This window comes from Pseudoflavitalea rhizosphaerae (assembly GCF_003991355.1).
In the GTDB taxonomy this organism is placed as follows: domain Bacteria; phylum Bacteroidota; class Bacteroidia; order Chitinophagales; family Chitinophagaceae; genus Pseudobacter; species Pseudobacter rhizosphaerae.
Genome location: NZ_RCSU01000001.1, coordinates 65,908 through 90,666 on the forward strand (window position 1 = coordinate 65,908; position 24,759 = coordinate 90,666).

Consider the following 24,759-nt stretch of genomic DNA (forward strand, 5'->3'; position numbering starts at 1 on the left):
TCTTTCTTAATTAAACTTTAAAGGATCATAAAGGCAGGCTGTAATGCCTGTACTGCAAAAGGTTTGCCTTTATGCCGGCAGTTTGAATCCTGTAATGAATTTAGTCATTAATTCAGTGAAAACCGGTTCTTCACCAAACAGGAACTGCACTTCAATGGGGAGTACATACAGGGGCAGGTCTTGCATTTGTTGCTCAAACTTGATCAAACGTACAGCATCTTTTTCAGTAGTGATGATAATCTTTTGTGAAGCCTGGATCTGACTGAATTTTTTCTGGATCTCTTTCAGATCATCGATACTGAAGATATGGTGGTCGCTGTACAGCAATTCGTAATACGTATCCGCAACTTCGTGCAGGTATTTTTTTAGTGGTTCGGGGTTGGCGATCCCTGAAACCAGCAATACTTCCAGCTCCGGGGCCAGTTGTATTGGTTCTTTGGTAATGATATGGTACGGTTGTCCGTACCTGATGGAAGAGAAGAACAGCCGCTGGTGCGCGAGTGGTTTGATCTCCATTTCCAGTTGTTGCCTTTCTTCAGCACTGAGTGAAGGCGGGCATTTGGTAACGATGAGCACTTCGGCTCTTTTGTAACTGGCTTTTTCATCGCGGAGGTCTCCGGTGGGCAGGTACCAGTCGCGGGTAAAAAGATTGTTGTAATCAGTGAGCACGATGTTCATTCCTGCTGTTACGGCGCGGTGCTGGAAGGCATCGTCCAGGATGATCACCTGTGTTTCCGGTTTATCGTGCAGGAGTTGCGGGATGGCCACGATCCTTTCCTCTCCTACCGCGATACTCACATCCGGGAATTTGATATGGAACTGCATGGGCTCGTCCCCGATCTCCAGGGCATTGGTGCCGGGTTTGGCGAGTGCGTATCCTTTTGTTTTCCTTTTGTACCCCCTGCTGAGCACGGCCATTTTATAATGGTTGTGCAGTTTTTTGAGCAGGAATTCCACCATGGGGGATTTGCCGGTCCCACCAGCGGAGAGGTTTCCAACACAGATCAGGGGGATATTGAAGGAGGTTGATTTCAGCACCTGTTTATCATACAACCGGTTCCTCAGCCAAACGATGGCGCCATAGAGCATGGAGAAGGGCACCAGTAAAATGCGTATCGGCCTTAAGAGCGGAGCGTTAAAATTCATAGATGCGAAACGGTGTGATACAAAAGTTTAAAGGTACATCAAATTCATTGATGTCCTCGATAGCGTCTACCGGGCCGAAAAATGAGAAGCCGATCTTGAGTGCATCCGTCCTGCAGCGCGCCAGGTAGCGGTCGTAATACCCTTTACCGTAGCCTACACGGTAACCGCGGGATTCGAAGGCAACGAGGGGAACAAAGATCATATCCACCTGTTCGGGCGGGATCACCACGCCGCTGATGGGTTCCAGGATATTGAATTTATTCTTGAGAAAGAGCCCTCCTTTTTCAACAAGGCAGGCTTCCATATCGGAGCTATGCACTTCCAGGCGTGGCCATGCTACCTGCATGGTGGGATATTGTTTCTTGAGAATGTCTTCACAAACGGTGATATCGAATTCCCTCCTGTTGGCGAGCGGGAAATAAGACAATAAGAATTTCACGGCAGGCAATTCCAGTTTTTTGAAATTGAAAGCCATGAGAGCGATCTGTTGCTGCAGTTCTTCTTCCTGTAAATCCAGTCTGCGTTGTAAATACTCTTTTCTTACGGTACTTTTTATCATAGTAAAGCTTTCAGGGCCTCTTTTACAATGGCGGCCTGTGAGTTGATAAACGCCCCGTCCGTCGTTTCTGAATATGGAACTGTTGCTATCTTTGGAAAATTGCTCCAGCGTACAATCTCTTCTTCATAATCCAGGTACTGGTCATTGAAGATCCATCCGGTCACGGGCAGGTCCAGGTCCCTGCATACCTTTGCTGTGAGAAGGGAGTGATTGATACTCCCGAGATAATTTCTGCTTACCAGTATCACTTTTGCATTCAGCGCTTTTATCAGGTCTGCTACAAATGCCTTTTCGTTCAATGGCACCATGAGCCCGCCTGCGCCCTCGATGATCAAATTACGATTTATTACCGGAATTGATGCACAAATTTTTTCAATTGAAATATTGATGCCTTCCTTTCGTGCAGCTATATGCGGAGATGCGGGCATCTGAAGCCTGTAGGTTTCAGGATGGATAACGGAGCTTGTTCCTTCTACTGCCTGTTGGATAAATTCACTGTCCGTTCCATCGTCAAAGCCCGCCTGTACAGGTTTCCAGTAGTCGGCTTCCAATGCGCGCGTAAGGATGGCCGATACCAGGGTCTTTCCTACTCCGGTACCGATGCCAGTTACAAAGATGTTCATCGTAACAGATTTAAGTAGTCTGTTTATTTACAAAAATGCTGAAGATGGTAGTACCATAATTCCTCGATGTAACAAAAAGCGGGTATCCCTCATAGTTATTGCGTGGGGTATGTTCCAGCACAAACCAGCCATTGGGTTTGAGGAGTTGTTTTTCCACCACTTTTTTCGGGAGCTCATCGATGGTATTCAGGGCATAGGGAGGGCCGGCGAAGATAAAATCGAACTGTTCCGCGCAGTTCTCCATGAATTTGAACACTTCCATTTTGATCACCTTGAAATTTTCCAGTTTCAGGTCAGTGGAAGTTTTGCGGATGAACTCGAACATCGCGGTATCTTTCTCCACGATGGTGAGATCGGTAGCGCCGCGGGAGGCCAGTTCATAGCTGATGCTGCCGGTACCGCCGAAAAGATCGAGGGTTTTCATTCCTTCGATCTCCAGGTTGTTCTGGATGATATTGAAGAGGCCTTCTTTGGCCACATCGGTAGTAGGTCTTGTGTAAGGCATTTTTGCAGGCGGATTGATCCTCCTGCCACCGTGCTCTCCACTTATTATACGCATAAGGCCATTTTCAGCAGCGGTGAAAAATAATGGGAAGGGAAATTCTCAAATCCTTCTTCCGTAGAAGTTTCGTCTGGCAGTTGTTCCCATTCCAGTTGATGGAAGTATTTCAGGAGTTCCTGGTAGAGGATACTCTGTTCGTCCATCAGTCCGGATACCTTCAGGTTCACTGACTCCTGGTCGATCCCGAATTGCAGGGCGAGCGCCAGTAACTGGAAGCTCACGTCTTCGGGTGTCTGGTAATGGTAGCTCTGCGCCAGTTGCAGTTGCTGTCCTTTAAAGGCCACTACTGCAAACTTATCCGCCGCCACCACAACTTTGATGGTATCGTCCTGCAGGCTTTCCTTATCCACTCCGGAGAGCAGCAGGGTGTTGTAATGCCAGTAATTGCCGGCAGCAAATTTCTGCTGCAGCAGGCTGTGCACTTCGCGGGGAATGCGGTAGATATTGTAAAGGTCCCAGCCCTGTACTTTGTCGTTCAGCAAGAGTCCCTTCCGGGCATTGCCGTATACGATCTCAGTAATAGGTTTGTTGAGATCGATAGCGAAGAATTTTTCGGGGATCAGGTTACTGTCCGTGTAATGATAAACGAGGTAGGCGTCCGCGAACTGACGCTGGAGGTGCTCATCACCGGAAAGTATTTCAGACAGGGCTTCGAGCGGCGTTTTGCCGGGGATAAAGTCGAGATTGTATTGACGGAACCCGAGAAAGCGCTGACTTTCGCGGTTATACAACACATAACAGAAAATCTGATCACTTACTTCCATCAGCAGCATGTTGTTCTGCAGATTTCCATCGGCAATACTATCGGGAATGATATCAAAAGTAGCTTTCAACATAATAATAGAAGTTGCAATGTTACACAATTTTGGGAGAAGGGGCAAGGTGAGTTTTGGGAGGGTGCGAGGCTGACTGGAAAGGACGGAGAGCTGGCAGTCGCTCGCCTCCGGCGAGTGACTTTTATTTAGTCGCCTCTGGCGACGCGGTGTTCGCCGGAGGCGAGCGACTGCCAGCACCCTGACCAGGCCCTTTCATACCTCTGGGAGCAGTCCGGCATAGCCCTTTGATACCTCCGACAGCAACTAAGCGTGCATTCGGCGGCCATTAACAGGCAACTAAGTGGCAATTAGCCTGCTGTATTTGATTGACAATCAATCAAATAGAGTGAATCAATAAATTTTCTTGCCACTAATTATTTGATTATCAAATCAATGTCAGCTTTATTTAAAAATAAGGTTTTAGGCTTTGGCGCGTTTGCTGACAACAGTTTCAGTACTTTCATACTACTGTCTCAGTACAATCTCAGTACTCTCCCCGTTTAAAAGGCCACTATCTCTCTACTATCTCTGTACTATCTTACTACTATCACGCGGGTGTTGTCTGATCTTCCACTGCTACCAGCCAGTTTAGGGTCTGCATCTTTCTCATTAATTTTGTCACCGTTATGTCAGTGAGTACAGCGCCAGCGTTACAATTGGAGATTTCCTACAAGCAGATCCTCAAAATTGCCTTACCTATCAGCTTTGCACTATTGGTGCCACAGATCAATTTCATCACCAACAATATTTTCCTGGGCGGATTGGGCGAAAAAGAACTGGGCACAGCCGGACTGACGGGTGTGTACTACCTGATCTTTGCCGCTATTGGTTTTGGGCTGAATAATGGATTGCAGGCGCTGATCAGTCGCCGCGCGGGTGAAAACCGGGTGGAAGAGATCGGGAAACTGTTTTCGCAAGGGGTGCGGATAGCCATGGTGATAGCCGCGATCGGGATTGTGCTCACCTGGTTTGTGGCTCCGTATGTTTTACGGATGTCTTTATCGGATGAAACAGTGGTGGAGCAAAGTGTGAGCTTTTTGCGTATCCGGATCTGGGGCCTCCCCTTTCTTTATGTGTACCAGATGCGGAATGCCTTGCTGGTAGGTACTAATCAAAGCAAGTATTTGGTGATCGGTACATTGGCGGAAACACTGTCGAATGTGTTCTTCGATTATACACTGATCTATGGGAAACTTGGATTCCCGCAGATCGGGTTCAACGGCGCCGCTATTGCCTCGGTGATCGCGGAAGCGATGGGAATGTTTGTTGTGTTTCTCGTTATCCATATAAAGGGAATCGGTAAGCGCTTTTCTTTATACAAGCATTTCGGGTATAACAAGGAAGTGAGCAGGCTGATCTTCGTTCAATCCTCCCCTCTTATTTTTCAACACGCCATTAGTATCATGGCATGGGTATTCTTTTATATTTTAGTTGAACGCCACGGCTTCCATTCCGGCTATGCAAACCGCGATCTGGCGATTTCCAATACCATGCGTAACCTATTTGGCTTGTTTGGCGTGTTCACCTGGGCATTTGCCGCCACCAGCAATACGATGGTGAGCAATATCATCGGACAGGGAAAAAAGGAAAGAGTGATAGAGGTGATACATAAGATCGTACGTGTCAGCTCCTCTTTCGCTGTGTGCATCGCTATTTTGCTGAATATTTTCCCGGGAGTATTCCTGCTGATCTATGGACAGGACCCCGGCTTTGTGGAATCCGCTATTCCCGTGGTGCGGGTGGTATCCATTGCGATGGTGCTGATGAGCTTCTCTACGATATGGCTGAATGCGGTTACAGGTACGGGTAATACAACGGTGAATTTGGGAATTGAAGCCATCACCATTGTAATTTATTGTATTTATTGCTTTATTGTGATGGAATGGCTGAAACTGCCGCTGGCCGTGGGTTGGATGAGTGAGTGGTTGTATTGGATCTCGATGTTCACCATGAGTTATTGGTATATCAGGAGTGGCAGGTGGAAGAAGAAGGTGATATGATAAATCTCCTCGGAACTGGCCTCACGTGAATTTATGCCCCGGAATCAGGAGATGGCAACAGTTAAGTATCAGCCCTATTTCAGCCATCATTAATGTCTTCTAAATACAATCTTATCTGCGACCAATAAGACAATTATGAAAACATTTACCGCCAGATAAACAAAGAAATAAAATCTAAAACGCCTGACTTCAGCAGCCTCATTTTCTTCAAACTTTATTTTCTTTTCAGGATATATCCTGGTCAGAATAAAGTAAACGGGCGCCAGGTATAGCACCATCAATAAGTATTTGTACCCTCGGTGAATATCGTCGGTCATCGGAAAAAAGGACGTATCAATATGTGCAAAACGGTACAATGCAAGCGTCACCTGAACCGCGTGGATAACAACAGCAAGCGTAAGTGCGCAGATTGTACTAACATAAGGAATTCCGGCCGTTCCGCCACTACTATAATAGTAATACAAGCCTCTTACGGCACTTAAAATTATTCTTCTCATTATTAGCAGCAAGGATTAGTGTGCAGTGCGCTTGATTCCCAGATAAATTACAACTCCGAAAAATACTCCGGGCGAAAGCAGGGAATATAACAATGCCAATGTTCTGATCTGTTTTCTGTTAGCATCAGACTTTTTACTCCAGGCTTGCCGGATCACGTCTACTGAATGTTTTTCTCTATATACATATCTGATATAGGTTGTTATTTGAAAAATAACACATATCCCAACTGCAATTATCTTGCTGACATGATCAATCCTGGTCAAGAAGGAAATCAGCATTAGTACTGTCAATACATTCATGCATTGAAAGAAGCCAAGCATTCCTGCCGCCGTTGTTGGAACGTTTTTCTTCTCATAACTCTCATAAAATCTTACAAGGAGATAAAACACGTAATCGAAAAAAAGCATTTTCAATATTACATTTTTCCTGTGGCATTTGCCTACCTCTCCCACTCCTTCCTCATCGTGATCCCGATCTTCCCCTGGATATTCTCAATCGGGGGTTCCAGCTTATAAATAGAAATGATCGCTTCCACTGCAAACGGATACTGGTGTTTGATCCTCCTAAGAATGCCTTCGGCAACTTTTTCAAGCAGTGGCGTGGGAACTGCCATCCTGCTCTTTACTATTTCGAAAACTTCAACGTAGTTGATCGTGTTCTTGATATCATCGAACTGAACATTACCTTCTTCGTAGCTTATTTTGAGGTTCACTTCGTAGGCGCTGCCGGTTTTCTCTTCGCCCGGATAAAGACCATGATACGCGTGCAGTCTGAGGTTGTGCAGTTCTATTGATACCATAAAAAGAAATTTGGCCCCGCCTTATTAGGGACGCGGCCAAATTAGCTATTAGTTCAGAAACTGGATGTTATTTTTTTGCTACCTGTGTTATACCAGTCCTTTTGCGGAGAGGTAACGTTCGGCATCCAGTGCAGCCATACAACCGCTACCGGCGGCTGTTACTGCCTGGCGGTAGATCTTATCCTGCACATCGCCTGCAGCAAATACACCTTCTACATTCGTTTTGGAGGTACCGGGAATGGTTTTGATGTATCCCGCTTCGTCCATATCCAGGTAATCCTTGAAGATCTCTGAGTTGGGGGTATGTCCAATCGCCACGAAGAATCCCTGTACAGGGATGGTTTCAGTAGCGCCGGTTTTCACGTTCCTTACACGAACACTATCCACTTTGTTCTCGCCGAGGATCTCATCGGTTTCGGTTTCCCAGTATACTTTGATATTGGGAGTGGCCAGCACCCTGTCCTGCATCACTTTGGAAGCGCGCATCTGGTCTTTACGCACCAGCATGCTCACTTTGTTGGTGAGTTTGGAGAGATAGAGGGCTTCTTCGGCGGCAGTGTCTCCTGCGCCTACAATGGCCACGTCTTTTCCGCGGAAGAAGAAGCCGTCGCACACAGCACAGGCGCTCACGCCGAAGCCGTTGAGACGCTCTTCGCTTGGCAGTCCGAGCCATTTGGCGGACGCGCCCGTTGCGATGATCACTGCATCTGCTTCAACGAGTTTCTCTTCATCGATCCAAACCTTGAAAGGTTGTTGGGAGAAATCCACTTTGGTAGCCAGACCATATCTGATATCGGCCCCCATGCGGGTAGCCTGCTTTTCAAAATCCACCATCATTTCCGGGCCCTGGATCCCTTCGGGATAGCCCGGATAGTTCTCTACTTCAGTTGTAATGGTCAGTTGCCCGCCGGGCTGGATGCCCTGGTACAGAACGGGTTTCATGTTTGCTCTTGCTGCATAGATAGCTGCTGTATAGCCTGCCGGACCGGAACCTATGATCAGACAATGTACTTTTTCACTTTCCATATTGAGTCTTGAAAATTTGCTTATAATTCGCCAAAAATAAAGGCAAATCCGTTAATAATTCGCCAATCGGATCAACACCTTAATTTACTGTGCATAACCTGTTCATTCAAGGATGAATTCCGTCAGGGAATCACGATGGTGCTGTATTGCACCGCATAGCCCCCGAAATACCCCAGGGCTCCGCCTTTGATGTTTCCCAGTACTTTGGTAGGTGAAGAGAATGGATTGCCAATGCCCGAGTAATTGAATTCCATCGTTCGCCAGAAATCAAAAGTGGACTTATCTATATTACAAAGTTTGACCGTAATTGTTTCGCCGTGGAAGAAGAAGCCATACTCTTCCAGGTTGATATCATCCGCGCGGTTGACGCCGCTTTCCAGCTGCACATCGTAGGTTTTTCCATCCACTATCTGATCGTCGAAAACTGAGGTCAATGGCGGGTAAAACGGACCGTTATCCACCTGTACATAGTACCGGATATAATTGCCATAACCCGGGGGATCGGTGAGACGCGCCATCACGGCCACTTTCTCCGGACCGTTGTTGCCAGGCGCCGGTTTCCACCAGAGCGAGTCAACTTTCTTATTCAGTTTTGGGATGGTGGTATTGCTGCTGTATTCTTTTCCATCTACCGTAACCGTTAGACTGTACCCTTTTCCGGTTTCGCCGCGGAAAGCGGTATGCAGACTGGTGGAATCGATGGAATAATAGTAGTTGCTGTAACCCGTGATCAGCTCGCGTTTGTATTCACGCAGCACGTGTGTTTTCTCACCATTGCTCATCACCACTTTGGCGCCATGGATGAAGGTGCCGGCCAACAGTTCAGGCGTAAGCTTACTGAAATAATTCATGCTGCGGGAGAGCCTCACTTCCGGTGGACGCCCACTCTCGATGGCAGCATCGATCACCACGGCAGGCGCCGAATCACGCGGAACGAAATCGATATTCTTTTCGCAGGAAACAAGAAAAATGTACAACGATATGATGACCGCTAAACGCATGGCATACGCGTAAATGGATTCCAAATGTAGCCTTATTTCTGGTATTCGGTGCGGGGGTAGATCAGTTTGAAAGCATTGTAAACGGCCTGGTGCATCATGGTGCTGTGAATTTCATTGGGAAGATAATCGTAGAATACCTGCATACCGGTTCCACCCTCCTTTTGCAGGATATTGGCAAGTGCAACGGCATCATCGTACATCCGTTTATCTTCCTCCTTACTGCATGCGCCCACATACACGTTCAGTTTTCCATTATTCTCTTTTTTCAGAAGCGCCGGAGCCTGCGCCAGGAGCGAACCATCGCCCCACCACAAACTGGGGCTCATGATAATGTAGGTATTGAAGAGGGCGCGGTGTTTCAGCAGGATCTCAGTGGCAAGCAGACCGGCCAGTGACTCGCCGATCACTGTGTTGTTGCCATTGGTTTTGTAATGACTGTCGATATAAGGCTGCAATTCCTTTTGCAGGAAAGCGATATAGGCCGCAGATTCGCCATAAGAAGGGAACTGCTCTTTTTTGAAACCCATCTTCTCCACAAAATCCAGATTGTCTACCGGGAAAGTGCAGTCCCTTCTCCGGTTGGTGTTTTCAATCCCCACCACAATCGAGCGGGGAAAGCGATTGATCCAGGGCTGTGTGTTGAAACGGACAATGCCGGTGATATGAAAGAAATCTTCCTCCATGCCGCCATCAATGATATAGATCACAGGATATTTCGTTGAGTCCTTAGCGTTATAATCCTCAGGGAGATAAATATTAATAACCCTTTTCTCGTTCAATTCTTTGGAATCTAATTCAACAGAATGCCCGATGGTAATGGGTTTTGGTGATTGCGAAAAACCAGGAGCAACTGACAACAGCAAACAAAACAACAGTAGATATTTCATAGATAAAACCTGGGAAGGTGAAAACAAAAAGAGGTCACCTTTTTCAAGACGACCTCTATTACACAAATCCTAATTTTCTTACTAACCTAAATATGCTTTCAGAGCGTTGGAGTAACGCGCTTTTTGTAAACGCTTGATCGCTCTCTCCTTGATCTGGCGGATACGTTCTTTGGTAAGATCGTATTTCTGTCCGATCTGTTCGATGGTAACACCGTTTTCGCCGTCGAGGCCGAAGTAGGCGTTCACGATCTCAGCTTCGCGGGGGCTCAATGATTTGAGCACGCGGCGGATCTCGTTACGGAGAGAATCTTTCATTACGTCATCATCTGTATCATCACCACCTTCCAGGAGATCGCCCATTGCTACGTCTTCAGCTTCGTGCACAGGTGCATCCAGTGAAGTGTGGCGGGTATTGCTTTGGAAAATGTTGTTGATCTCAGTTTCGCTCATTTCGAGCAGTTCAGCCAACTCTTCAGTACTTGGTTCGCGCTCGTGTTCCTGCTCGAATGCCATGTACGCTTTGTTAGCCTTGTTGTAGGTGCCAATTTTGTTTTGAGGCAAGCGGACCAATCTGCCCTGCTCTGCCAACGCTTGTAAGATAGACTGGCGGATCCACCATACGGCGTATGAAATGAATTTAAAACCCTTGGTTTCGTCGAAACGCTGGGCGGCTTTTATCAAACCGAGGTTGCCCTCGTTGATCAGATCGCTAAGTGAAAGGCCCTGGTGCTGGTACTGCTTAGCAACAGATACCACGAAACGCAAGTTGGCCTGCACCAATTTGTCGAGCGCTTTTTGGTCACCCATTTTAATACGCTGTGCAAGCACAGTTTCCTCTTCCGGAGTGATCATAGGGATCTTGGAGATCTCCTGAAGATACTTTTCTACTGCCTGCGAGTCGCGATTGGTAATCTGGGTAGCAATTTTGAGCTGTCTCATATCTGTGTATAAAGTATTACTGGTCTGTAATCGGGTACAGTATCAACATGAATTAGACTACGATTGTTTAGGGGAAGTTGCGTAACTCCTGCAAACAGGCTGTTAAGATGCCTGATCCCGTCCAGTACCGTCTGCAAAAGTAAAAAGCAAAACCGATATGTCATAGCCCCTGTGGATAAATCCGGGGCAAAACAAAGAGGGATATTGCTCTTAAGCGAGAAAATACAAAAAATATTCCACTTGTCCAAACCCTGTAACCTGCACCCGCATTGACTATCATTAAGACGCACAGGAAAGGCTTTTGACCTATCAGGAATATATTAAAAAAATGTTAAAATCAAATTTATGGCAATATCAAATGGATCAGAACGTTCAGACTGAATGTCTTAAATATTCTATTTGAAATTGATTTTCTCCCCGTTCACATCGAGAACCAGCTCTTTCGCAGGTGCTTCTTCCACCCTTCCCACAATTTTTCCTTCAATTCCGAGCTCCCTGCCAATCTCTATCATCGCTTCAGCCTTTTCCGGGGTAGTAAATACCTCAAGGCGGTGACCCATGTTGAAAACCTGGTACATTTCGCGGAGGTCGCTTCCTGATGCCTGCTGAATGAGCTGGAAGATCACCGGCGCTTCAAAGAGATTGTCTTTGATGATCCGGAAATCGCCGGGCAGGTACTTCATGCACTTGGTCTGACCACCGCCACTGCAATGGACCAGGCCGTGAATGGCATCGAAATGCTCCCCGATCAGGGCCTTCAGCAGGGGCGCGTAAGTACGTGTAGGGCTCAGCAGCAGCTTGCCGATATTCAGGTCTGCAGGCAGCCCGGGCTGGTTGCCGGGCACGGGGTCGGTCATTTTGTAGGGACCGATGTATACCACTTCATCGCTGAGGCCGGGTTCGAATGATTCAGGATATTGTTTTGCGTAGAACTTGTTCAGCATATCGTGGCGGGCGCTGGTAAGGCCATTGCTCCCGATGCCACTATTATAGGCGTCTTCGTATTTGGTCTGGCCGTAACTGGCAAATCCTACGATCACGTCGCCTGCCTGGATCTTTTCATTGGTCACCAGTTTGTCTTTGGGCCAGCGTGCAGCCATAGTGCCATTCACTGCAATGGTGCGCACCACATCGCCTACATCGGCAGTTTCGCCACCCAGGTACTGGATGTTCACGCCGAACTTCTTGAGTTCGTCGAAGATCTCCTGGGAGCCGTTGATCACTGTTTCGAGGATCTTGCCGGGCACCAGTTTCTTGTTGCGGTCAATGGTGGAAGAGAAAAGAAGATTATCATGGATACCCACACAGAGCAGGTCGTCCAGGTTCATCACGATGGCGTCCTGTGCAATGCCTTTCCAAACGGAGAGGTCGCCGGTCTCTTTCCAGTAGAGATAGGCCAGGATACTTTTGGTACCGGCGCCGTCGGCGTGCATGAGGTTCACCCACTGGCTGTCGCCGGTGAGAAAATCAGGGTAGATCTTGCAAAAAGCGAATGGATACAGTCCTTTATCTAATTTTTCCGTTGCCTTATGTACTTCTTCCTTTTGAGCGGAAACACCACGTTTTGAATATAAACTCATGGCCGCAAAGCTACAAATAAAACTCACTTCTATTTACGCGGCCCTCTGTAAATTCGCAGCGCAATATGAAAGTTTACCATTCCACAGAACAGATGCCGGCATTCCGGAATGCAGTAGTCACCATCGGTACCTTCGACGGGGTGCATATCGGACACCAGCAGATCCTGACCCAATTGAAACAGGAAGCGGAGCGCATTCAGGGCGAGACCGTGATCATCACTTTCCATCCCCACCCCCGCAAGGTGGTTACTGCCGGTCAGGCGCCCGTTTATCTCATCAATACCATCGAAGAAAAAGTAGAACTGCTGGAAAGGAATGGTATCGATAACCTGGTGATAGTGCCCTTCACTGAAGCCTTTTCGCAACAAACGCCTGAAGATTACTGCGAACATTTTCTCATTGAGAAATTCCATCCGCATACTGTGATCATCGGTTATGATCATCGCTTCGGCAAAGGTCGTAAGGGCGATTACAAGCTCCTGGAAGATTACAGCGCCCGTCTCGGTTTTGAATTGAAGGAAATCCCGGCGCATGTGATCAATGAAAGCACCGTAAGCTCCACGCGTATCCGTGAAGCCGTACTCGGCGGCGATATCGAACTGGCGAGATCACTTCTTGGTTATGATTTCTTCTTCGAAGGGAAAGTGGTGGAAGGGAATAAACTGGGACGAACCCTGGGCTATCCCACCGCCAACCTTCAACTGTCTACGGAAGAAAAACTGGTGCCGGGAAACGGCGTCTATGCCGTAACGGTAGTACTGCCATCAGGAGATGTAAAACAGGGCATGATGAATATCGGTGTCAGACCCACTGTTGATGGGACGAAGCGGATGATCGAAGTGAATATCTTCGATTTCAACCAGGACATCTATGGTTCCGTGCTGCGCGTGTATGTACAGAAATATCTCCGGGGAGAACAGAAGTTCAATGGCCTCGATGCATTGAAGCAACAATTGTCTGTTGACAAGGAAAATGTACTCCGGTACTTTACACCATCATCTTAACCACCATTTCTTTCAGCAGCGATCCGTCTGATGTGCCGCTATCGTTCACCCCTACACTCTTCAGATTGTACTGGTGCAGTAATAACAATGCGGATTCAACGCCGGAATAACCGTAGTTGCGTGCGGTGGCCATATAATCCTTTACGAAGTATGGATTCACACCGATATTAGTGGCTACTGTTCTGTCGTCTTTCGCCTGCTGACCAAAGATCATATAGGTTTTACTGAAAAGATTGTACAGTGTAGGCAATACCAGTTGAATGGGGGCTGCTTTGGGATTGGCTTCAAAATACTGGATGATCTTCATCGCTTTTGCCAGGTCCTTTGCCGCCATAGCGCTTTGTAATTCGAAAGGATTGTATTCCTTGCTGACACCCACATATTTTTCGATATCATCTTCAGTGATGCTGGTGCGTTCTCCGAGGTTCACCAGTACTTTATCTATTTCATTATTGATACGGCTGAGATCATTACCGATATGATCCACCAGCAACATCAGCGCTTTTTGAGAAATGGATCGTCCCTTCGATTGTATGAGCTCGTTAGTCCAGTCTGGCAACTGGTTATCGTACATTTTTTTGGTAGTGAGCATTTCGCCTTTTTCCTTGAGGGTTTTGGCGAGCTTGCTTCTTCCATCTACTTTCTTTTCTTTATAGGAAACAACAAAGATGGTTGACGAAAGCGGGTGTTCGATATAGGATTCCAGTTTATCTATCTCGCGCATTTGTTGTGCTTCCTTCAGGATCACTACCTGCCTTTCTGAGAACATGGGATACCTTTTACAGGCATTCACCACATCTACCCAGCTGGCGTCTTTTCCATAAAATACCATGAGGTTGAAACCTGCTTCGGATTCGGTAAGGATCTCATGTTCGGCATAATGTATTACCTGATCGATGAAATAGTCTTCCTCCCCTTCCAGCCAGTAAACAGGTTTGAATTTCTTCTTTTTCCAGTCTCCAATTATTTTCTCCGCAGACATGAGGCTATGAAATTTAAAAAATTATCGCAATATTACACCAAAATTAACCCGTACCCGAATGGAATTATTCACAGTGAAAAGCCGTACCCATACTGCATTCCGGCAGTTTTTCCCATCTGTTATCCGTCCCATTTTAACATTTCTGGCATGGTTTTGGACTAAATGAGATCGAAGTCCCGAATACGGCGCAAACCGAATATTTTAAAAATTTGAAAACCATACACATTTATGAGTACAACCAATTATCCATCAGCAAGCCCACAAAGTCAGCCTCCTAAGAAAGATTCCAAGAACCTGATCATCGGTTTATTGGCAGTAGGCATCCTCGGCACCTGGGGATATTTTCTGTGGGACAAAAACAAATCAGATCAGCAGATCACTCAACTGAAAACCCAATACGTAGCAGTTGACTCTTCAAAGAATGAGCTGCAAAAAAGTTTCGATGCTGCTGTGATCCGTCTGGACAGCCTCACTGGTCATAACAATGAGCTGGAAGGCAAACTCAGCGAACGCAACAGCGAGATCTCCAAACTGAAAGGCGCTATTGCTTCCAAACTGAAGAAAGAAAGACTTACAGAAAGAGAAAAGAAAGAACTGAAAAGTCAGATCCAGGAACTGAACGACAAGATCAATAACCTGGAAGCTGAGGTAGCCCGCCTGACGCAAGAAAACCAGGTGCTGACTACCGAAAAAACTCAGCTCACTGCAGACAAAGAACAACTCACAACAGACCTGGCTACTACCACTACAGCCAAAGATGAACTGGCTAAGAAAGTAGACATCGCCAGCACGCTGAATGCAAGCAACATCTCCATCACTCCGATCAATGAGAAGAGCGGTGGCCGTGAAAAAGTAACCACTACCGCTAAACGCGTAGACAAACTGGTTATCGCATTCGATGTTGACAACCGCATCGCTCAGTCAGGAAGCACAGAAGTTTATGTAAGCGTTACTGATCCTGAAGGAAAGCCTGTAACTGTTGAAGCCCTTGGCTCCGGTACATTCACTACCCGTGAAGAAGGCGACAAATTCTACACTTTCAAAATGCCTGTTGATATCGAGACCGGCAAAAAGAAACACGTAGAATTCCCCTGGAAACAAAACAGCGCTTTCAAAACTGGCGCCTATAAGATCGAAGTATACCACAACGGTTTCAAGATCGGCGAAGGCGTATCTACTCTGAAGAAAGGTGGACTGTTCAGCTAAATCCTGAGAATAAATTATTGAAGAGTGTCCTGGCTTTGGCCGGGACACTCTTTTTTATGGCGCGGGCTCGGGATGAAGAAATGCCGGCTGCTGAAACGAACCGGCGCAGTTGGATATTTTTTGAACTGTGGGTTGGAGAGATGAGGCGGTAGTGCAGGGCCGGACTTCTTCGCTTACGTTTCAGAGGCCGGATTTCTTCAATCCCTCGCCCGTATAGCCTGGAGGTGCAGCAGGCAAATCTTTTAAACCCGGAATAAAAGGCGCATAAAAAAGGTTCTTTTTTTGATGATGGTAATGGTGCATGGGCTCAACCTTCAAACCTAAGATGCTATCAGTAATGGCTAATTGAAGAATTACCCCCATCCTTTTTTTCCACGCACACTCCTCTAATAAATCATTTGCCGCACATTCATAGTGCCCAAGGCAAAAACGGTATATGATAAGCCCGGCCTTTGAAACGTAAGCGAAAAAGCCCAGTCCTGCACCACCGCCCCATCTCTCCCCCCACAGCTCATCAAAACCCCTCCTGCGTTGGTTCGTTTCAACAGCCGACTTATCATATACCTTTTTGCCCCCGCCCTTTCAAGCAGCAAAAATGATTCATTAGAGGAGTGCGCGTATCGCCGCCCTGCCCACATGAACTACACGCGCTGTTCCGGGCTTTCGTCCTTCATATTGGATATTCAGCTCCAGGTTATTGCTGAGGCGTTTGGTGAGATCGAGGTTCCAGAGGAAGTTCTTACCAGGCAAAAGACCATCAAGGAGAATGTAGGCCGCCGGCGAGTTCACATTAGGATTGTCTTCAGTGGATTTGAAGCTGATATTGTTGTAGGTGAATTTGCCGTTGATGCTGGTGCTTTGCAGGATATTGTACTTGATGTCTGTGTTGATGGAATTGGAGCTGGTTCTCTCCCCTGCGCCCTGCTCGTTGTTGCGCGTCATGAATTTATAACCGACCAACCAGCGGAAATTGGAACCGTTGATGAAGTTTACAGCGGGCTCAAATGAGCGCTGCCGGATCTTGTAATTCCGGTTATCGAATTTGGCACTGCTGGTAGTCAGCTGATTGATACCGGTGCGGCCAGTTAGTTCTAATAGTAATTGTTTGGTGATGTTCACTCGGCCGCGAAGGCTCCATTCATCCAGGCTGCGGGTCTCGTAGCCATAGGTAAGCAGGGATTTGTTGCTGTTCCTTGAATTATTCAGATCAATTCCCCAGGAGGAACTGTAACGGTTGAACGAAAATGTGTTCACCAGCACGGAGTTCAGCGTGATCAGGGAAGTATCGTTGAGTGGTGAACGGAAAGGGTCCAGTTGTACCACACCGCGTGCGATCTCTTTCTTGCTGAGCTGCAGGGAGGATTGCAGGTTCAGTTTGGCTATGAGTTTGGTGAAGCCTTTTGCTTTGGTCATATCGATGACGGAGCGTGGGTTCAGTCCAACGGTATAGTTGAAAGTATTGTAATTGGCTTTGATGAATTCGTTGGTGGGTGTATAGATGCGGATGTATTTGGCCTGGTCCTGGAATTTGGCCAGCTCAAATTCATTGAGTTGCTGGATCCCATCTTCATTGTAATCGATCCAGGTATATTCACCCTGACCGGCGGGCACTTCCAGGAAAGCGAAATCGCGCTTCTGCTCCTGGCCGGAACCTACTTCATAGAGCATACTACCGGTGAGCATTCCACGCCATTCGTTGAAAAGATATTCAGCGCGGCCGAGCAGGCTTTTGTCTGCCTCCTGGGTGGTGATCTTCTGGTCAAGGATCTCCAGAATACGATAGGTACCGTTGAATCGGAACTGATGTTTTTCATTTTTCAATAATTCGGCAAAGAGATTGAAGTTCTGGGCGCGATCGGCCTTTTGCAATTCCTTACCAACTGGGTACTGGTTGGTGCGGGTAGAATACACGAAGCCCCAGTGATTCTGTTTGCCTTCATCGGATTTGATGGTGGCCTGGAAATTGGTGAAGGAAAAACTGAGTGCAGTGAGCGAATCGGTATTCCTGTCTTTGATGGAAGTATGCTCAACGGAATAGTTCAGGTTGAGCGAATAATGTTTGAGTTTTTTGAATACACGCGTAACGTCTAAAGTAGGCCGAAGGAAAATGCCTTTGGCATCGGTAGCGCTTACATTGGAAATAGTGAAAACATTGTTGAAGCGCCAGCCTTTGATATCCTGTACCTGAAGAATGCTGTTACGGATCCCGGTGAAATCCCCGCCCCTGTTGTAATTGGTGAACTGGTATTTCAGGGAATTCATTTTTGCGTCGGTGAGCGAGAGCCCTGCTGTTACAATGGACTCATTCTCTGGCGTGGATTGCAGTGGCAGGCCCCAGTCGCGGGCAAACTCGATATTCCGCAGTCGCTCCAATGGCTTGAAGCGGCTCTCAACATATTCGAAGCCGGCATTGGAAGTCAGCGCCAGTCCTTTTTTCCCTTTGAATGGAATGGTATTCTTGATAGTTGCTTTGGCGGCATAGCCTTTATCGTCATCCTTGTCTTTATCCGAGAAAGCATTCACATTGTAATTGCTCATCGCTACTTCGGTATTCACTTCGGTATTCTTGTTCATGAGATAGTCCACACCGAGCGTTACCACCTGTTGTTTCTTGGGTGTTACCAGGAATACGGCAGGCTCATATCGTCCCTGTCTTTGTCCGTTCACCGGTTCTATCCATTTGTACACTTTTCCATTGGCGCCGTTGAGGTCGGGCATATAGTTACCATTGCCCTGGCCTACATCGATGAAAGATAGCGAATAGCGGGCGCTGTCAGGATTGCTGGAATAGATATAGATAGTGTCCTGGTTCTGTCCTCCGTTGTAAACAGTGTCCACTTTTTTGTAAAGGATCTTGCCTGCTGCAAAAGTATCCAGTGCGGCATTGGGATAGAAAGCATGCTGGATACTGTCTCCTATAGTGTTGAGAAATTGTTTTTGCGCAGGGTCGAGGGTTTGGTTGATGGGTGAGCTCTTGGCATCGGCATTGTTGAAGAAGCCAACGCGCAGTTTCACTTTGTCTTTGATATTGACCTCATCGGAGAGATAGATATTGGAGTTGAGATAATTCCGGTCTGCATATTCGAATTCCACTTGTATCCTTTTGTCCTTAGTGATCATACGGCGGGGGGTAAACGTAATTTCGGCCGTGTTGTAGTTGATCACATAGTCCTGGTCTTCCCCGCGCTGCAGGAGTTCTCCATCAATGAACACCCGCTCGGTATTGGCGAGCACTACAAAGAAGAATTCATTATTGGCGCCCTTGAGCCGGTATGGTCCCTGGTTGCCTTCCAGCGGTTCCAGGATATCGCGGGTGAACTTACCTTTTGCGATAGAGCCGCTCACCATGGCTTTATTGGTTATGCCGGGCGCGATCTGCGTGGTGGCTTCAAAAGCGAGGCCCTGTAAGCGTTTATAGAAACTGAGGAAATAGTTCTGTTGTTGCCTGATATCAATATCACCAAGGCTCAGCGCCCAGTTCTGTTTACGGAACTGAAGGAAGATGCGGTCGAATTCATTGAGCTGTTGCGTGGTGCCGTCTGGCTGTATCGGGATATTATTGTCTGTGATGGCGGCGGCGATCTCTATACTGTCGGCCAGGTAACCGCTGAGCTGCAGGTTGAGGTTGCTGGTGACCACTGCATCCTGGCTATTGCCGAAAGAGATGGCCCGGCCAAAACTACCGTTGTACGTGATATTCCCGAAGTTGAAGAAATTATCGGTCTGCTGAACGCCCATGAAATTCGGCGTATAGGCCTGACCGATAAAACGGTTCATCACGGAATCGTATTCCATCCTGTTCACTACAGCATTCATTCGCGTGGGAAAAACGCGGTAGCGGATATACAGACTGTCGAGAATGAAATGGCTTTTCCAATGCAGTGTGCCATTGATGAAATCGATGGTGTAAGCGCTATCCGGCACACCTGGGACCTGGATGGTATTTGGGATGAGACTGAGCGAATCCAGCTGAATAATGGGCTGCCGGGTACTGACCTTCTTAACACGAAGATTGGAAAGCGGCTTAGGTGCCGGCTTCTGCTGTGCATATCCATGCATTTGGCAGCAAGCCAGCAACATTATCAGTATCAATATTCTCCCGGTTAACAATGTCTGCATTTGACCCCCGCAATATTAGCGTAAAATCCCGCGGAGTAAGTAAAAAGCGTAGAAAATCAGGATTTATTGTTTGTGGATAGTTGAAATGATGCAATATCGGGGAGCACTCGTTCGCCTCCGGCGAGTGAGTAATATTCGTTCGCCTCCGGCGAACACTGTGTAGCCGGAGGCGACAAAACAAAACTCACTCGCCGGAGGCGAGCGAGTGCTCTCCGGGTTGGCCCCTGTTCCCTGCCGGCCTTTCCGGATATTAGTAACTGTATAACACTGAATGCCGTTGTTGGACTTATTTCATTTGCGATTTTACATCGTTGTAAACTTCTCTTGCTTTTTTCGTGGGCAGGTAGATCTGGAACCCCAGCCCGAATGCAATCTGGTTATTGGTGGTAGAATTTCCGAAGCCTACTGTGAGATTGTACTTCAACAATCCTTCCAGGCTGATATTGGGGGTAATGAAATAAGCGATACCAGGACCGAATCCAATACCCAGGCCATTCGTACTTACATTATCAGATCCGTCAACTTTTGTATTCTGTCCACTGATCCCCACATTTCCTTCCAGGAAAAAGCGGCTTTGTTTCAGTAATTGAGTTTTGGGATCTGAGATATAATAACGGCCCAGCGCACTTACTCCATAAGAAATGGCTGTGTACCCTTTGCGTGTGGAGAGCCCCAGGTCAACCATACCACCAACAGCGATATTATCCTGGATGAACCAGGCCACTTTAGGATGGATCGATAAATTGAAGGTTGTATTTCCACTTTGAAAATCTGCAGACATTCCCATCAGGTCTGCACCAATCAGGATATTTCCCTTCTGCAATTGAGCATGGGCCTGGTTTGTAATCAGCGCCATGAAAGAGAGACCACAAATCAACACCGCGTAAGTTTTCTTCATAACATGAAATTTAATTGGTTAGTAAAAAAACTTCCGGATCAGGGTACATAACCGCTGATGCCCGTCTACGCGTTTAAGCCGGGGATTTGATGGGAGACGTTCGATTAAGGTGAGCTGGACTGAAGCTACGATCAGGTTTGAGGGATACGTAATATCTATTACGAATGTAAAATATATAAGTTAAAATTAAAGCATTTTCGGGTATTTCTCCAAAAAGAAACCCTGAAAAGCATTGCTTCTCAGGGTTTCCGGGTACCGGGCAGGAATAACTGCCGGACCACGACAAGTTACTTATATGCTTATGCGAGCTGCATTTTCTTCGCTTTTTTATCTTCCAGGTATTCATCGAAGGACATCAGCTTATCGATCGCACCTGTAGGTGTGAGCTCGATAATGCGGTTGGCCACTGTTTGCAGGAAGGTATGGTCATGTGAGCTGAGCATCACGATCCCTTTGAAGTTCTCCATGCTTTCGTTGAAGCTTTGGATAGATTCAAGGTCCAGGTGATTGGTAGGCTCATCCAGCAAGACCACGTTGGGGTCCTGCAGCATCATGCGGCTGAGCATGCAACGAACTTTCTCGCCACCGCTGAGTACAGAGGTCTTCTTCAGCACCTCATCACCGCTGAACAGCATCTTTCCGAGGAATCCGCGGAGGAAGGGCTCGTCCACGTCTGTTACATGCGAAGGCACGTACTGACGCAGCCAGTCCATCAGGTTCAGGTCTGTAGTGAAGTATTGAGAGTTGTCATTGGGCAGATAAGCTTTGGATACGGTGGTCCCCCACTCGTAGCTGCCGCTGTCTGCTTTTTGTTGTTCGTTGATGATCTCGAAGAATGCAGTGATGGCCATCTGATCATCGGCAACCACGGCAATCTTATCGCCCTTGTTCACCGTGAAGCTCACATTGCTGAACAGCGTTCTTCCATCGATGGATTTGCTGAGCTTCTCCACATTGAGGATCTGGTTACCCACTTCGCGCAGTTGTTTGAAGATGATTCCAGGATATTTCCTGTTGGAAGGCGTGATATCTTCAATAACCAGTTTCTCCAGGGCTTTCTTACGGGAAGTAGCCTGTTTGGATTTGGAGGCGTTGGCGCTGAAGCGGGCGATGAAGTCCATGAGATCTTTACGCTTCTCTTCCGTCTTCTTGTTCTTATCGTTCTGCTGGCGTGCTGCGAGCTGTGAACTTTCATACCAGAAGGTATAGTTACCGGTGTAGACCTTGATCTTCTGACGGTCCACATCGGCCACATGCGTACATACGGCATCGAGGAAGTGACGGTCGTGGCTCACTACGATCACGATGTTCTCATACCCTGCCAGGAAGTTTTCCAGCCAGCTAATGGTTACAACGTCCAGGTTGTTGGTAGGCTCATCGAGGATGAGGATATCAGGGTTTCCGAAGAGGGCCTGTGCGAGGAGCACACGTACTTTCATGGCGCCGTTGATATCTTTCATCAGGCTCTGGTGAACATCTTCCGGAACACCCAGTTCGCTGAGCAGGCTGCCTGCATCGCTTTCTGCGGTGTAGCCGCCCATTTCGCCGAACTCACCTTCCAGTTCACCTGCGCGGATACCATCTTCTTCAGAGAAATCTGCTTTGGCATAGATAGCATCGCGCTCATGCATCACAGACCATAATTTTTTATGGCCCATCATCACGGTATTGAGCACGGTAATTTCATCGAACTCGAAATGGTTCTGTTTTAATACGGCCATCCGTTCGCCGGGAGTGATATCGATAGTGCCTTTATTGGGCTCGATCTCCCCGGAGAGTATTTTCAGAAAAGTAGATTTACCGGCGCCATTGGCTCCGATCACACCATAGCAATTGCCTTTGCTGAAGGAGATATTCACTTCATCGAACAATACACGTTTGCCGAACGAGAGGGTCACATTATTCACTGAGATCATACTGACTTCCTGGTTTTTTGAGTCGGCAAAGGTAGGCAATAATTATGAATTAATCTCGCAGCGCAAGGCAGCGGGATTAATTAACACGCCCTTCCAAAGCCAGCAGAAACGCATAGTTGAGGGCGTCCTCGCGGAGGCTTTCAAAACGGCCGGAAGCGCCGCCATGCCCCGCATCCATATTGGTTTTGAAGAGAATAACATTCTTGCTCTTGTTGAATTCCCGCAATTTGGCCACCCATTTGGCAGGCTCGAAGTACTGCACCTGGGAATCGTGGAGACCAGTAGTAACCAGGATATTAGGGTAGTTCTTCGCCTCAACGTTATCATAGGGAGAATAGGACTTCATGTAGAAATATTCTGTGCTGTCAGCAGGATTGCCCCACTCCTTGTACTCGCCGGTGGTGAGTGGAATACTGGCATCGCTCATGGTGGTGATCACATCCACAAAGGGAACTTCTGCCACTACCCCGTTCCACATTTCAGGGGCAAGGTTCAGCACAGCGCCCATCAGCAAACCGCCGGCGCTACCGCCATTGGCATAGAGATGTTTATTACTGGTATAGCTCTCTTTCACCAGAAATTCACCGCAATCGATGAAATCATAGAAAGTATTCTTCTTTTTGAGGAGATGGCCGTTATCGTACCAGGTCCTGCCCATTTCCTGACCACCACGCACATGCGCAATGGCATAGATGAAGCCCCGGTCAACCAGTGAGATCACAGTGCTGTTGAAGCCAGGGAATATGCTGTTACCGTATGAACCATAGGCCATCAGCAATAATGGATTGGCTCCATCTTTCTTCATTCCTTTTTTGTACAGCAAGGTAACAGGTACTTTCACACCATCGCGGGCAGTGGCCCAGATGCGGTCTGTTTCGTATCCCTCTTTTTTATAACCGATCACTTCCGTTTCCTTCTTCACTGTTTTTTCTTTCGTATCCATATTGTAATCGATCACGGTATAAGGCGTGGTCATGGAAGTATAAACGATACGAAGGATATTGGTGTTGGACTCAGGATTGCTGCTTTGTCCGGCCGTGTACACTTTTTCATCGAACGCAATGTACTCGTCTTTCTTCGAAGCCTGGTTGATCACGCGGATCTGGCGCATGGCGTCTTTCACTTCAGTGAGCACCAGGTGATTCTTGAATGTATTGAAATCAGCGATATACACATCCTTACGGGCGGGGATCAGTTCAATCCAGTTCACTTTTCCTGTTTTTCCATCTTCTGAAGTCATCACACGGAAATTGGGCGCGTCCCAATCTGTGAGGATATAGAACTTTCCGTCTGCCGCATGATCGATATGATACTGAAAATCCATTTTGCGCGGTTCGAATACTTTGAATGTTCCTGTTGGGTCAGATGCATCGAGCAGGCGGTACTCCGTGCTCACTTCGTTCATACTGGAAGCAATGGTCACATATTTCTTTGAGCGTGTACGCCCGATGTCAAGATAATAACGATCATCTTTTTCTTCATACATCAGTACATCATTCCCGGGGTCCGTGCCAAGTGTGTGGCGATAGACCTGGTAGCCAAGCAGTGTAGTGGTATCCTGCAAAATATAGAAGATGGTCTTATTATCGGCAGCCCAAACGATGGAACCGCCTTCCACATTGGGAATGGTTTCAGGATATACTTCACCGGTAGTGAGGTTTTTGATCTGCAGATTGTAGAGGCGGCGGCTCACATGATCTGTGGTGAAGGCGGCCAGTTCATTGTTATCGCTGATGCGGATAACACCAACGCTGTAGTACTTATGTCCTTCCGCCATCTTATTCTGATCGAACATGATCTCTTCGGGAGCATCCAGGCTTCCTTTCTTGCGGCAAAAGATGGGGTACTGTTTGCCTTCTTCAAACTTGTTGTAATAGAAATAACCGTTGTTCAATACGGGAACGGATTCATCTTTCTCCTTGATGCGGCCTTTCATTTCCTGGAAGAGTTTTTCCCGGAGCTCTTTGGTGCCTGACATCATCGTGTCTACATAAGCATTCTCTGCTTTGAGGTAGTCTATAACTTTTGGGTTTTCTCTTTCATTGAGCCAGTAATATTCGTCCACCCTCTTATCTCCATGCATGAGGAATTCTTTCGTTTTCTTTTCAACAGTTGGAGTGGGAATATTCTCAGGCCATTGGTATGCTTGGTTCATCTTTGAAGGATTTTGATTACAGCCGGCGATAATCGGGGTAATCA

Annotated in this window: 20 protein-coding genes; 3 read left to right on the forward strand and 17 right to left on the reverse strand. The window is 47.2% G+C overall.

Annotated features, from left to right (window positions below):
- Positions 1-69: 69 nt before the first annotated feature.
- The 5 genes from lpxK to D9Y29_RS00300 are packed head-to-tail and all read right to left on the reverse strand — an operon-like array spanning position 70 to position 3,726.
- Complete coding sequence (lpxK, locus tag D9Y29_RS00280; RefSeq protein WP_127124442.1) at positions 70-1,146, reverse strand: tetraacyldisaccharide 4'-kinase; 1,077 nt, start codon at positions 1,144-1,146, stop codon at positions 70-72.
- Complete coding sequence (locus D9Y29_RS00285; protein ID WP_127124443.1) at positions 1,136-1,705, reverse strand: 5-formyltetrahydrofolate cyclo-ligase; 570 nt, start codon at positions 1,703-1,705, stop codon at positions 1,136-1,138. The genes lpxK and D9Y29_RS00285 overlap by 11 nt, the downstream gene beginning before the upstream one ends.
- A complete protein-coding gene (gene bioD, locus D9Y29_RS00290) occupies positions 1,702-2,328 on the reverse strand; it encodes a dethiobiotin synthase (protein ID WP_127124444.1) in 627 nt (208 codons plus the stop codon). The genes D9Y29_RS00285 and bioD overlap by 4 nt, the downstream gene beginning before the upstream one ends.
- Before the next feature lie 10 nt (positions 2,329-2,338).
- Positions 2,339-2,887, reverse strand: a complete 549-nt coding sequence (locus D9Y29_RS00295; protein ID WP_127124445.1) for an RsmD family RNA methyltransferase — start codon at positions 2,885-2,887, stop codon at positions 2,339-2,341.
- On the reverse strand, positions 2,878-3,726 hold the full coding sequence (locus D9Y29_RS00300) for a DUF3822 family protein (RefSeq protein ID WP_127124446.1): 849 nt from the start codon (positions 3,724-3,726) through the stop codon (positions 2,878-2,880). The genes D9Y29_RS00295 and D9Y29_RS00300 overlap by 10 nt, the downstream gene beginning before the upstream one ends.
- 605 nt (positions 3,727-4,331) lie before the next feature.
- On the opposite strand from D9Y29_RS00300, the gene D9Y29_RS00305 reads away from it, so the two are divergent.
- Positions 4,332-5,705 carry an MATE family efflux transporter gene (locus D9Y29_RS00305; protein ID WP_127124447.1) on the forward strand — a complete coding sequence of 458 codons (1,374 nt, stop codon included), beginning with the start codon at positions 4,332-4,334 and terminating at the stop codon, positions 5,703-5,705.
- An 89-nt stretch (positions 5,706-5,794) separates the two neighbouring features.
- Here the strand turns inward: D9Y29_RS00305 and D9Y29_RS00310 are convergent, their stop codons facing one another.
- The 7 genes from D9Y29_RS00310 to D9Y29_RS00340 form a co-directional block, all read right to left on the reverse strand.
- A complete protein-coding gene (locus tag D9Y29_RS00310) occupies positions 5,795-6,202 on the reverse strand; it encodes a hypothetical protein (protein WP_127124448.1) in 408 nt (135 codons plus the stop codon).
- A gap of 440 nt (positions 6,203-6,642) precedes the next feature.
- The gene (locus D9Y29_RS00315) at positions 6,643-7,002 is read right to left on the reverse strand and encodes a dihydroneopterin aldolase (protein WP_127124449.1); all 360 of its coding nucleotides are present in this window, start codon (positions 7,000-7,002) and stop codon (positions 6,643-6,645) included.
- An 87-nt stretch (positions 7,003-7,089) separates the two neighbouring features.
- Positions 7,090-8,028 carry a thioredoxin-disulfide reductase gene (trxB, locus tag D9Y29_RS00320; protein WP_127124450.1) on the reverse strand — a complete coding sequence of 313 codons (939 nt, stop codon included), beginning with the start codon at positions 8,026-8,028 and terminating at the stop codon, positions 7,090-7,092.
- A 122-nt stretch (positions 8,029-8,150) separates the two neighbouring features.
- A complete protein-coding gene (locus D9Y29_RS00325) occupies positions 8,151-9,029 on the reverse strand; it encodes a DUF4249 domain-containing protein (protein ID WP_127124924.1) in 879 nt (292 codons plus the stop codon).
- A 32-nt stretch (positions 9,030-9,061) separates the two neighbouring features.
- Positions 9,062-9,916, reverse strand: a complete 855-nt coding sequence (locus D9Y29_RS00330; protein WP_127124451.1) for an alpha/beta hydrolase — start codon at positions 9,914-9,916, stop codon at positions 9,062-9,064.
- Between the two features lie 81 nt (positions 9,917-9,997).
- Positions 9,998-10,855, reverse strand: coding sequence for a sigma-70 family RNA polymerase sigma factor (locus D9Y29_RS00335; RefSeq protein ID WP_014217201.1), 858 nt, complete (start codon positions 10,853-10,855; stop codon positions 9,998-10,000).
- A gap of 395 nt (positions 10,856-11,250) precedes the next feature.
- The gene (locus tag D9Y29_RS00340; RefSeq protein WP_127124452.1) at positions 11,251-12,435 is read right to left on the reverse strand and encodes an AIR synthase related protein; all 1,185 of its coding nucleotides are present in this window, start codon (positions 12,433-12,435) and stop codon (positions 11,251-11,253) included.
- A gap of 65 nt (positions 12,436-12,500) precedes the next feature.
- Between D9Y29_RS00340 and D9Y29_RS00345 the strand changes: the two genes are divergently transcribed.
- Positions 12,501-13,439 (forward strand): bifunctional riboflavin kinase/FAD synthetase, encoded by a 939-nt coding sequence (locus D9Y29_RS00345; RefSeq protein WP_127124453.1) that lies wholly within the window; start codon positions 12,501-12,503, stop codon positions 13,437-13,439.
- Here the strand turns inward: D9Y29_RS00345 and holA are convergent.
- Positions 13,423-14,421 carry a DNA polymerase III subunit delta gene (gene holA, locus D9Y29_RS00350; RefSeq protein WP_127124454.1) on the reverse strand — a complete coding sequence of 333 codons (999 nt, stop codon included), beginning with the start codon at positions 14,419-14,421 and terminating at the stop codon, positions 13,423-13,425. The two genes, D9Y29_RS00345 and holA, sit on opposite strands and share 17 nt — an antisense overlap.
- Positions 14,422-14,649: 228 nt before the next feature.
- On the opposite strand from holA, the gene D9Y29_RS00355 reads away from it, so the two are divergent.
- Positions 14,650-15,627, forward strand: a complete 978-nt coding sequence (locus D9Y29_RS00355; protein WP_127124455.1) for a hypothetical protein — start codon at positions 14,650-14,652, stop codon at positions 15,625-15,627.
- Between the two features lie 603 nt (positions 15,628-16,230).
- Here D9Y29_RS00355 and D9Y29_RS00360 read toward each other — a convergent pair.
- The 4 genes from D9Y29_RS00360 to D9Y29_RS00375 all read right to left on the reverse strand — a co-directional run bounded on the left by D9Y29_RS00360 (position 16,231) and on the right by D9Y29_RS00375 (position 24,715).
- The gene (locus D9Y29_RS00360; RefSeq protein ID WP_241237814.1) at positions 16,231-19,719 is read right to left on the reverse strand and encodes a hypothetical protein; all 3,489 of its coding nucleotides are present in this window, start codon (positions 19,717-19,719) and stop codon (positions 16,231-16,233) included.
- Positions 19,720-20,032: 313 nt separating this feature from the next.
- Positions 20,033-20,644 carry an outer membrane beta-barrel protein gene (locus tag D9Y29_RS00365; protein WP_127124456.1) on the reverse strand — a complete coding sequence of 204 codons (612 nt, stop codon included), beginning with the start codon at positions 20,642-20,644 and terminating at the stop codon, positions 20,033-20,035.
- A 299-nt stretch (positions 20,645-20,943) separates the two neighbouring features.
- The gene (locus D9Y29_RS00370) at positions 20,944-22,560 is read right to left on the reverse strand and encodes an ABC-F family ATP-binding cassette domain-containing protein (RefSeq protein WP_127124457.1); all 1,617 of its coding nucleotides are present in this window, start codon (positions 22,558-22,560) and stop codon (positions 20,944-20,946) included.
- Between the two features lie 76 nt (positions 22,561-22,636).
- Positions 22,637-24,715: a S9 family peptidase gene (locus D9Y29_RS00375; RefSeq protein WP_127124458.1), complete on the reverse strand. Its 2,079-nt coding sequence runs from the start codon at positions 24,713-24,715 to the stop codon at positions 22,637-22,639.
- Positions 24,716-24,759: the final 44 nt, after the last annotated feature.

What these genes read in the sequence shown, in the direction of transcription:
- D9Y29_RS00285 (WP_127124443.1), bottom strand. Translation starts at nt 1,705, where the DNA reads ATGATAAAAAGTACCGTAAGAAAAGAGTATTTACAACGCAGACTGGAT.
- D9Y29_RS00365 (WP_127124456.1), bottom strand. Translation starts at nt 20,644, where the DNA reads ATGAAGAAAACTTACGCGGTGTTGATTTGTGGTCTCTCTTTCATGGCG.
- D9Y29_RS00315 (WP_127124449.1), bottom strand. Translation starts at nt 7,002, where the DNA reads ATGGTATCAATAGAACTGCACAACCTCAGACTGCACGCGTATCATGGT.
- D9Y29_RS00340 (WP_127124452.1), bottom strand. Translation starts at nt 12,435, where the DNA reads ATGAGTTTATATTCAAAACGTGGTGTTTCCGCTCAAAAGGAAGAAGTA.
- D9Y29_RS00375 (WP_127124458.1), bottom strand. Translation starts at nt 24,715, where the DNA reads ATGAACCAAGCATACCAATGGCCTGAGAATATTCCCACTCCAACTGTT.
- D9Y29_RS00335 (WP_014217201.1), bottom strand. Translation starts at nt 10,855, where the DNA reads ATGAGACAGCTCAAAATTGCTACCCAGATTACCAATCGCGACTCGCAG.
- D9Y29_RS00305 (WP_127124447.1), top strand. Translation starts at nt 4,332, where the DNA reads ATGTCAGTGAGTACAGCGCCAGCGTTACAATTGGAGATTTCCTACAAG.
- holA (WP_127124454.1), bottom strand. Translation starts at nt 14,421, where the DNA reads ATGTCTGCGGAGAAAATAATTGGAGACTGGAAAAAGAAGAAATTCAAA.
- lpxK (WP_127124442.1), bottom strand. Translation starts at nt 1,146, where the DNA reads ATGAATTTTAACGCTCCGCTCTTAAGGCCGATACGCATTTTACTGGTG.
- D9Y29_RS00355 (WP_127124455.1), top strand. Translation starts at nt 14,650, where the DNA reads ATGAGTACAACCAATTATCCATCAGCAAGCCCACAAAGTCAGCCTCCT.
- D9Y29_RS00310 (WP_127124448.1), bottom strand. Translation starts at nt 6,202, where the DNA reads ATGAGAAGAATAATTTTAAGTGCCGTAAGAGGCTTGTATTACTATTAT.
- D9Y29_RS00295 (WP_127124445.1), bottom strand. Translation starts at nt 2,887, where the DNA reads ATGCGTATAATAAGTGGAGAGCACGGTGGCAGGAGGATCAATCCGCCT.
- D9Y29_RS00300 (WP_127124446.1), bottom strand. Translation starts at nt 3,726, where the DNA reads ATGTTGAAAGCTACTTTTGATATCATTCCCGATAGTATTGCCGATGGA.
- D9Y29_RS00370 (WP_127124457.1), bottom strand. Translation starts at nt 22,560, where the DNA reads ATGATCTCAGTGAATAATGTGACCCTCTCGTTCGGCAAACGTGTATTG.
- D9Y29_RS00330 (WP_127124451.1), bottom strand. Translation starts at nt 9,916, where the DNA reads ATGAAATATCTACTGTTGTTTTGTTTGCTGTTGTCAGTTGCTCCTGGT.
- trxB (WP_127124450.1), bottom strand. Translation starts at nt 8,028, where the DNA reads ATGGAAAGTGAAAAAGTACATTGTCTGATCATAGGTTCCGGTCCGGCA.
- D9Y29_RS00345 (WP_127124453.1), top strand. Translation starts at nt 12,501, where the DNA reads ATGAAAGTTTACCATTCCACAGAACAGATGCCGGCATTCCGGAATGCA.
- D9Y29_RS00325 (WP_127124924.1), bottom strand. Translation starts at nt 9,029, where the DNA reads ATGCGTTTAGCGGTCATCATATCGTTGTACATTTTTCTTGTTTCCTGC.
- bioD (WP_127124444.1), bottom strand. Translation starts at nt 2,328, where the DNA reads ATGAACATCTTTGTAACTGGCATCGGTACCGGAGTAGGAAAGACCCTG.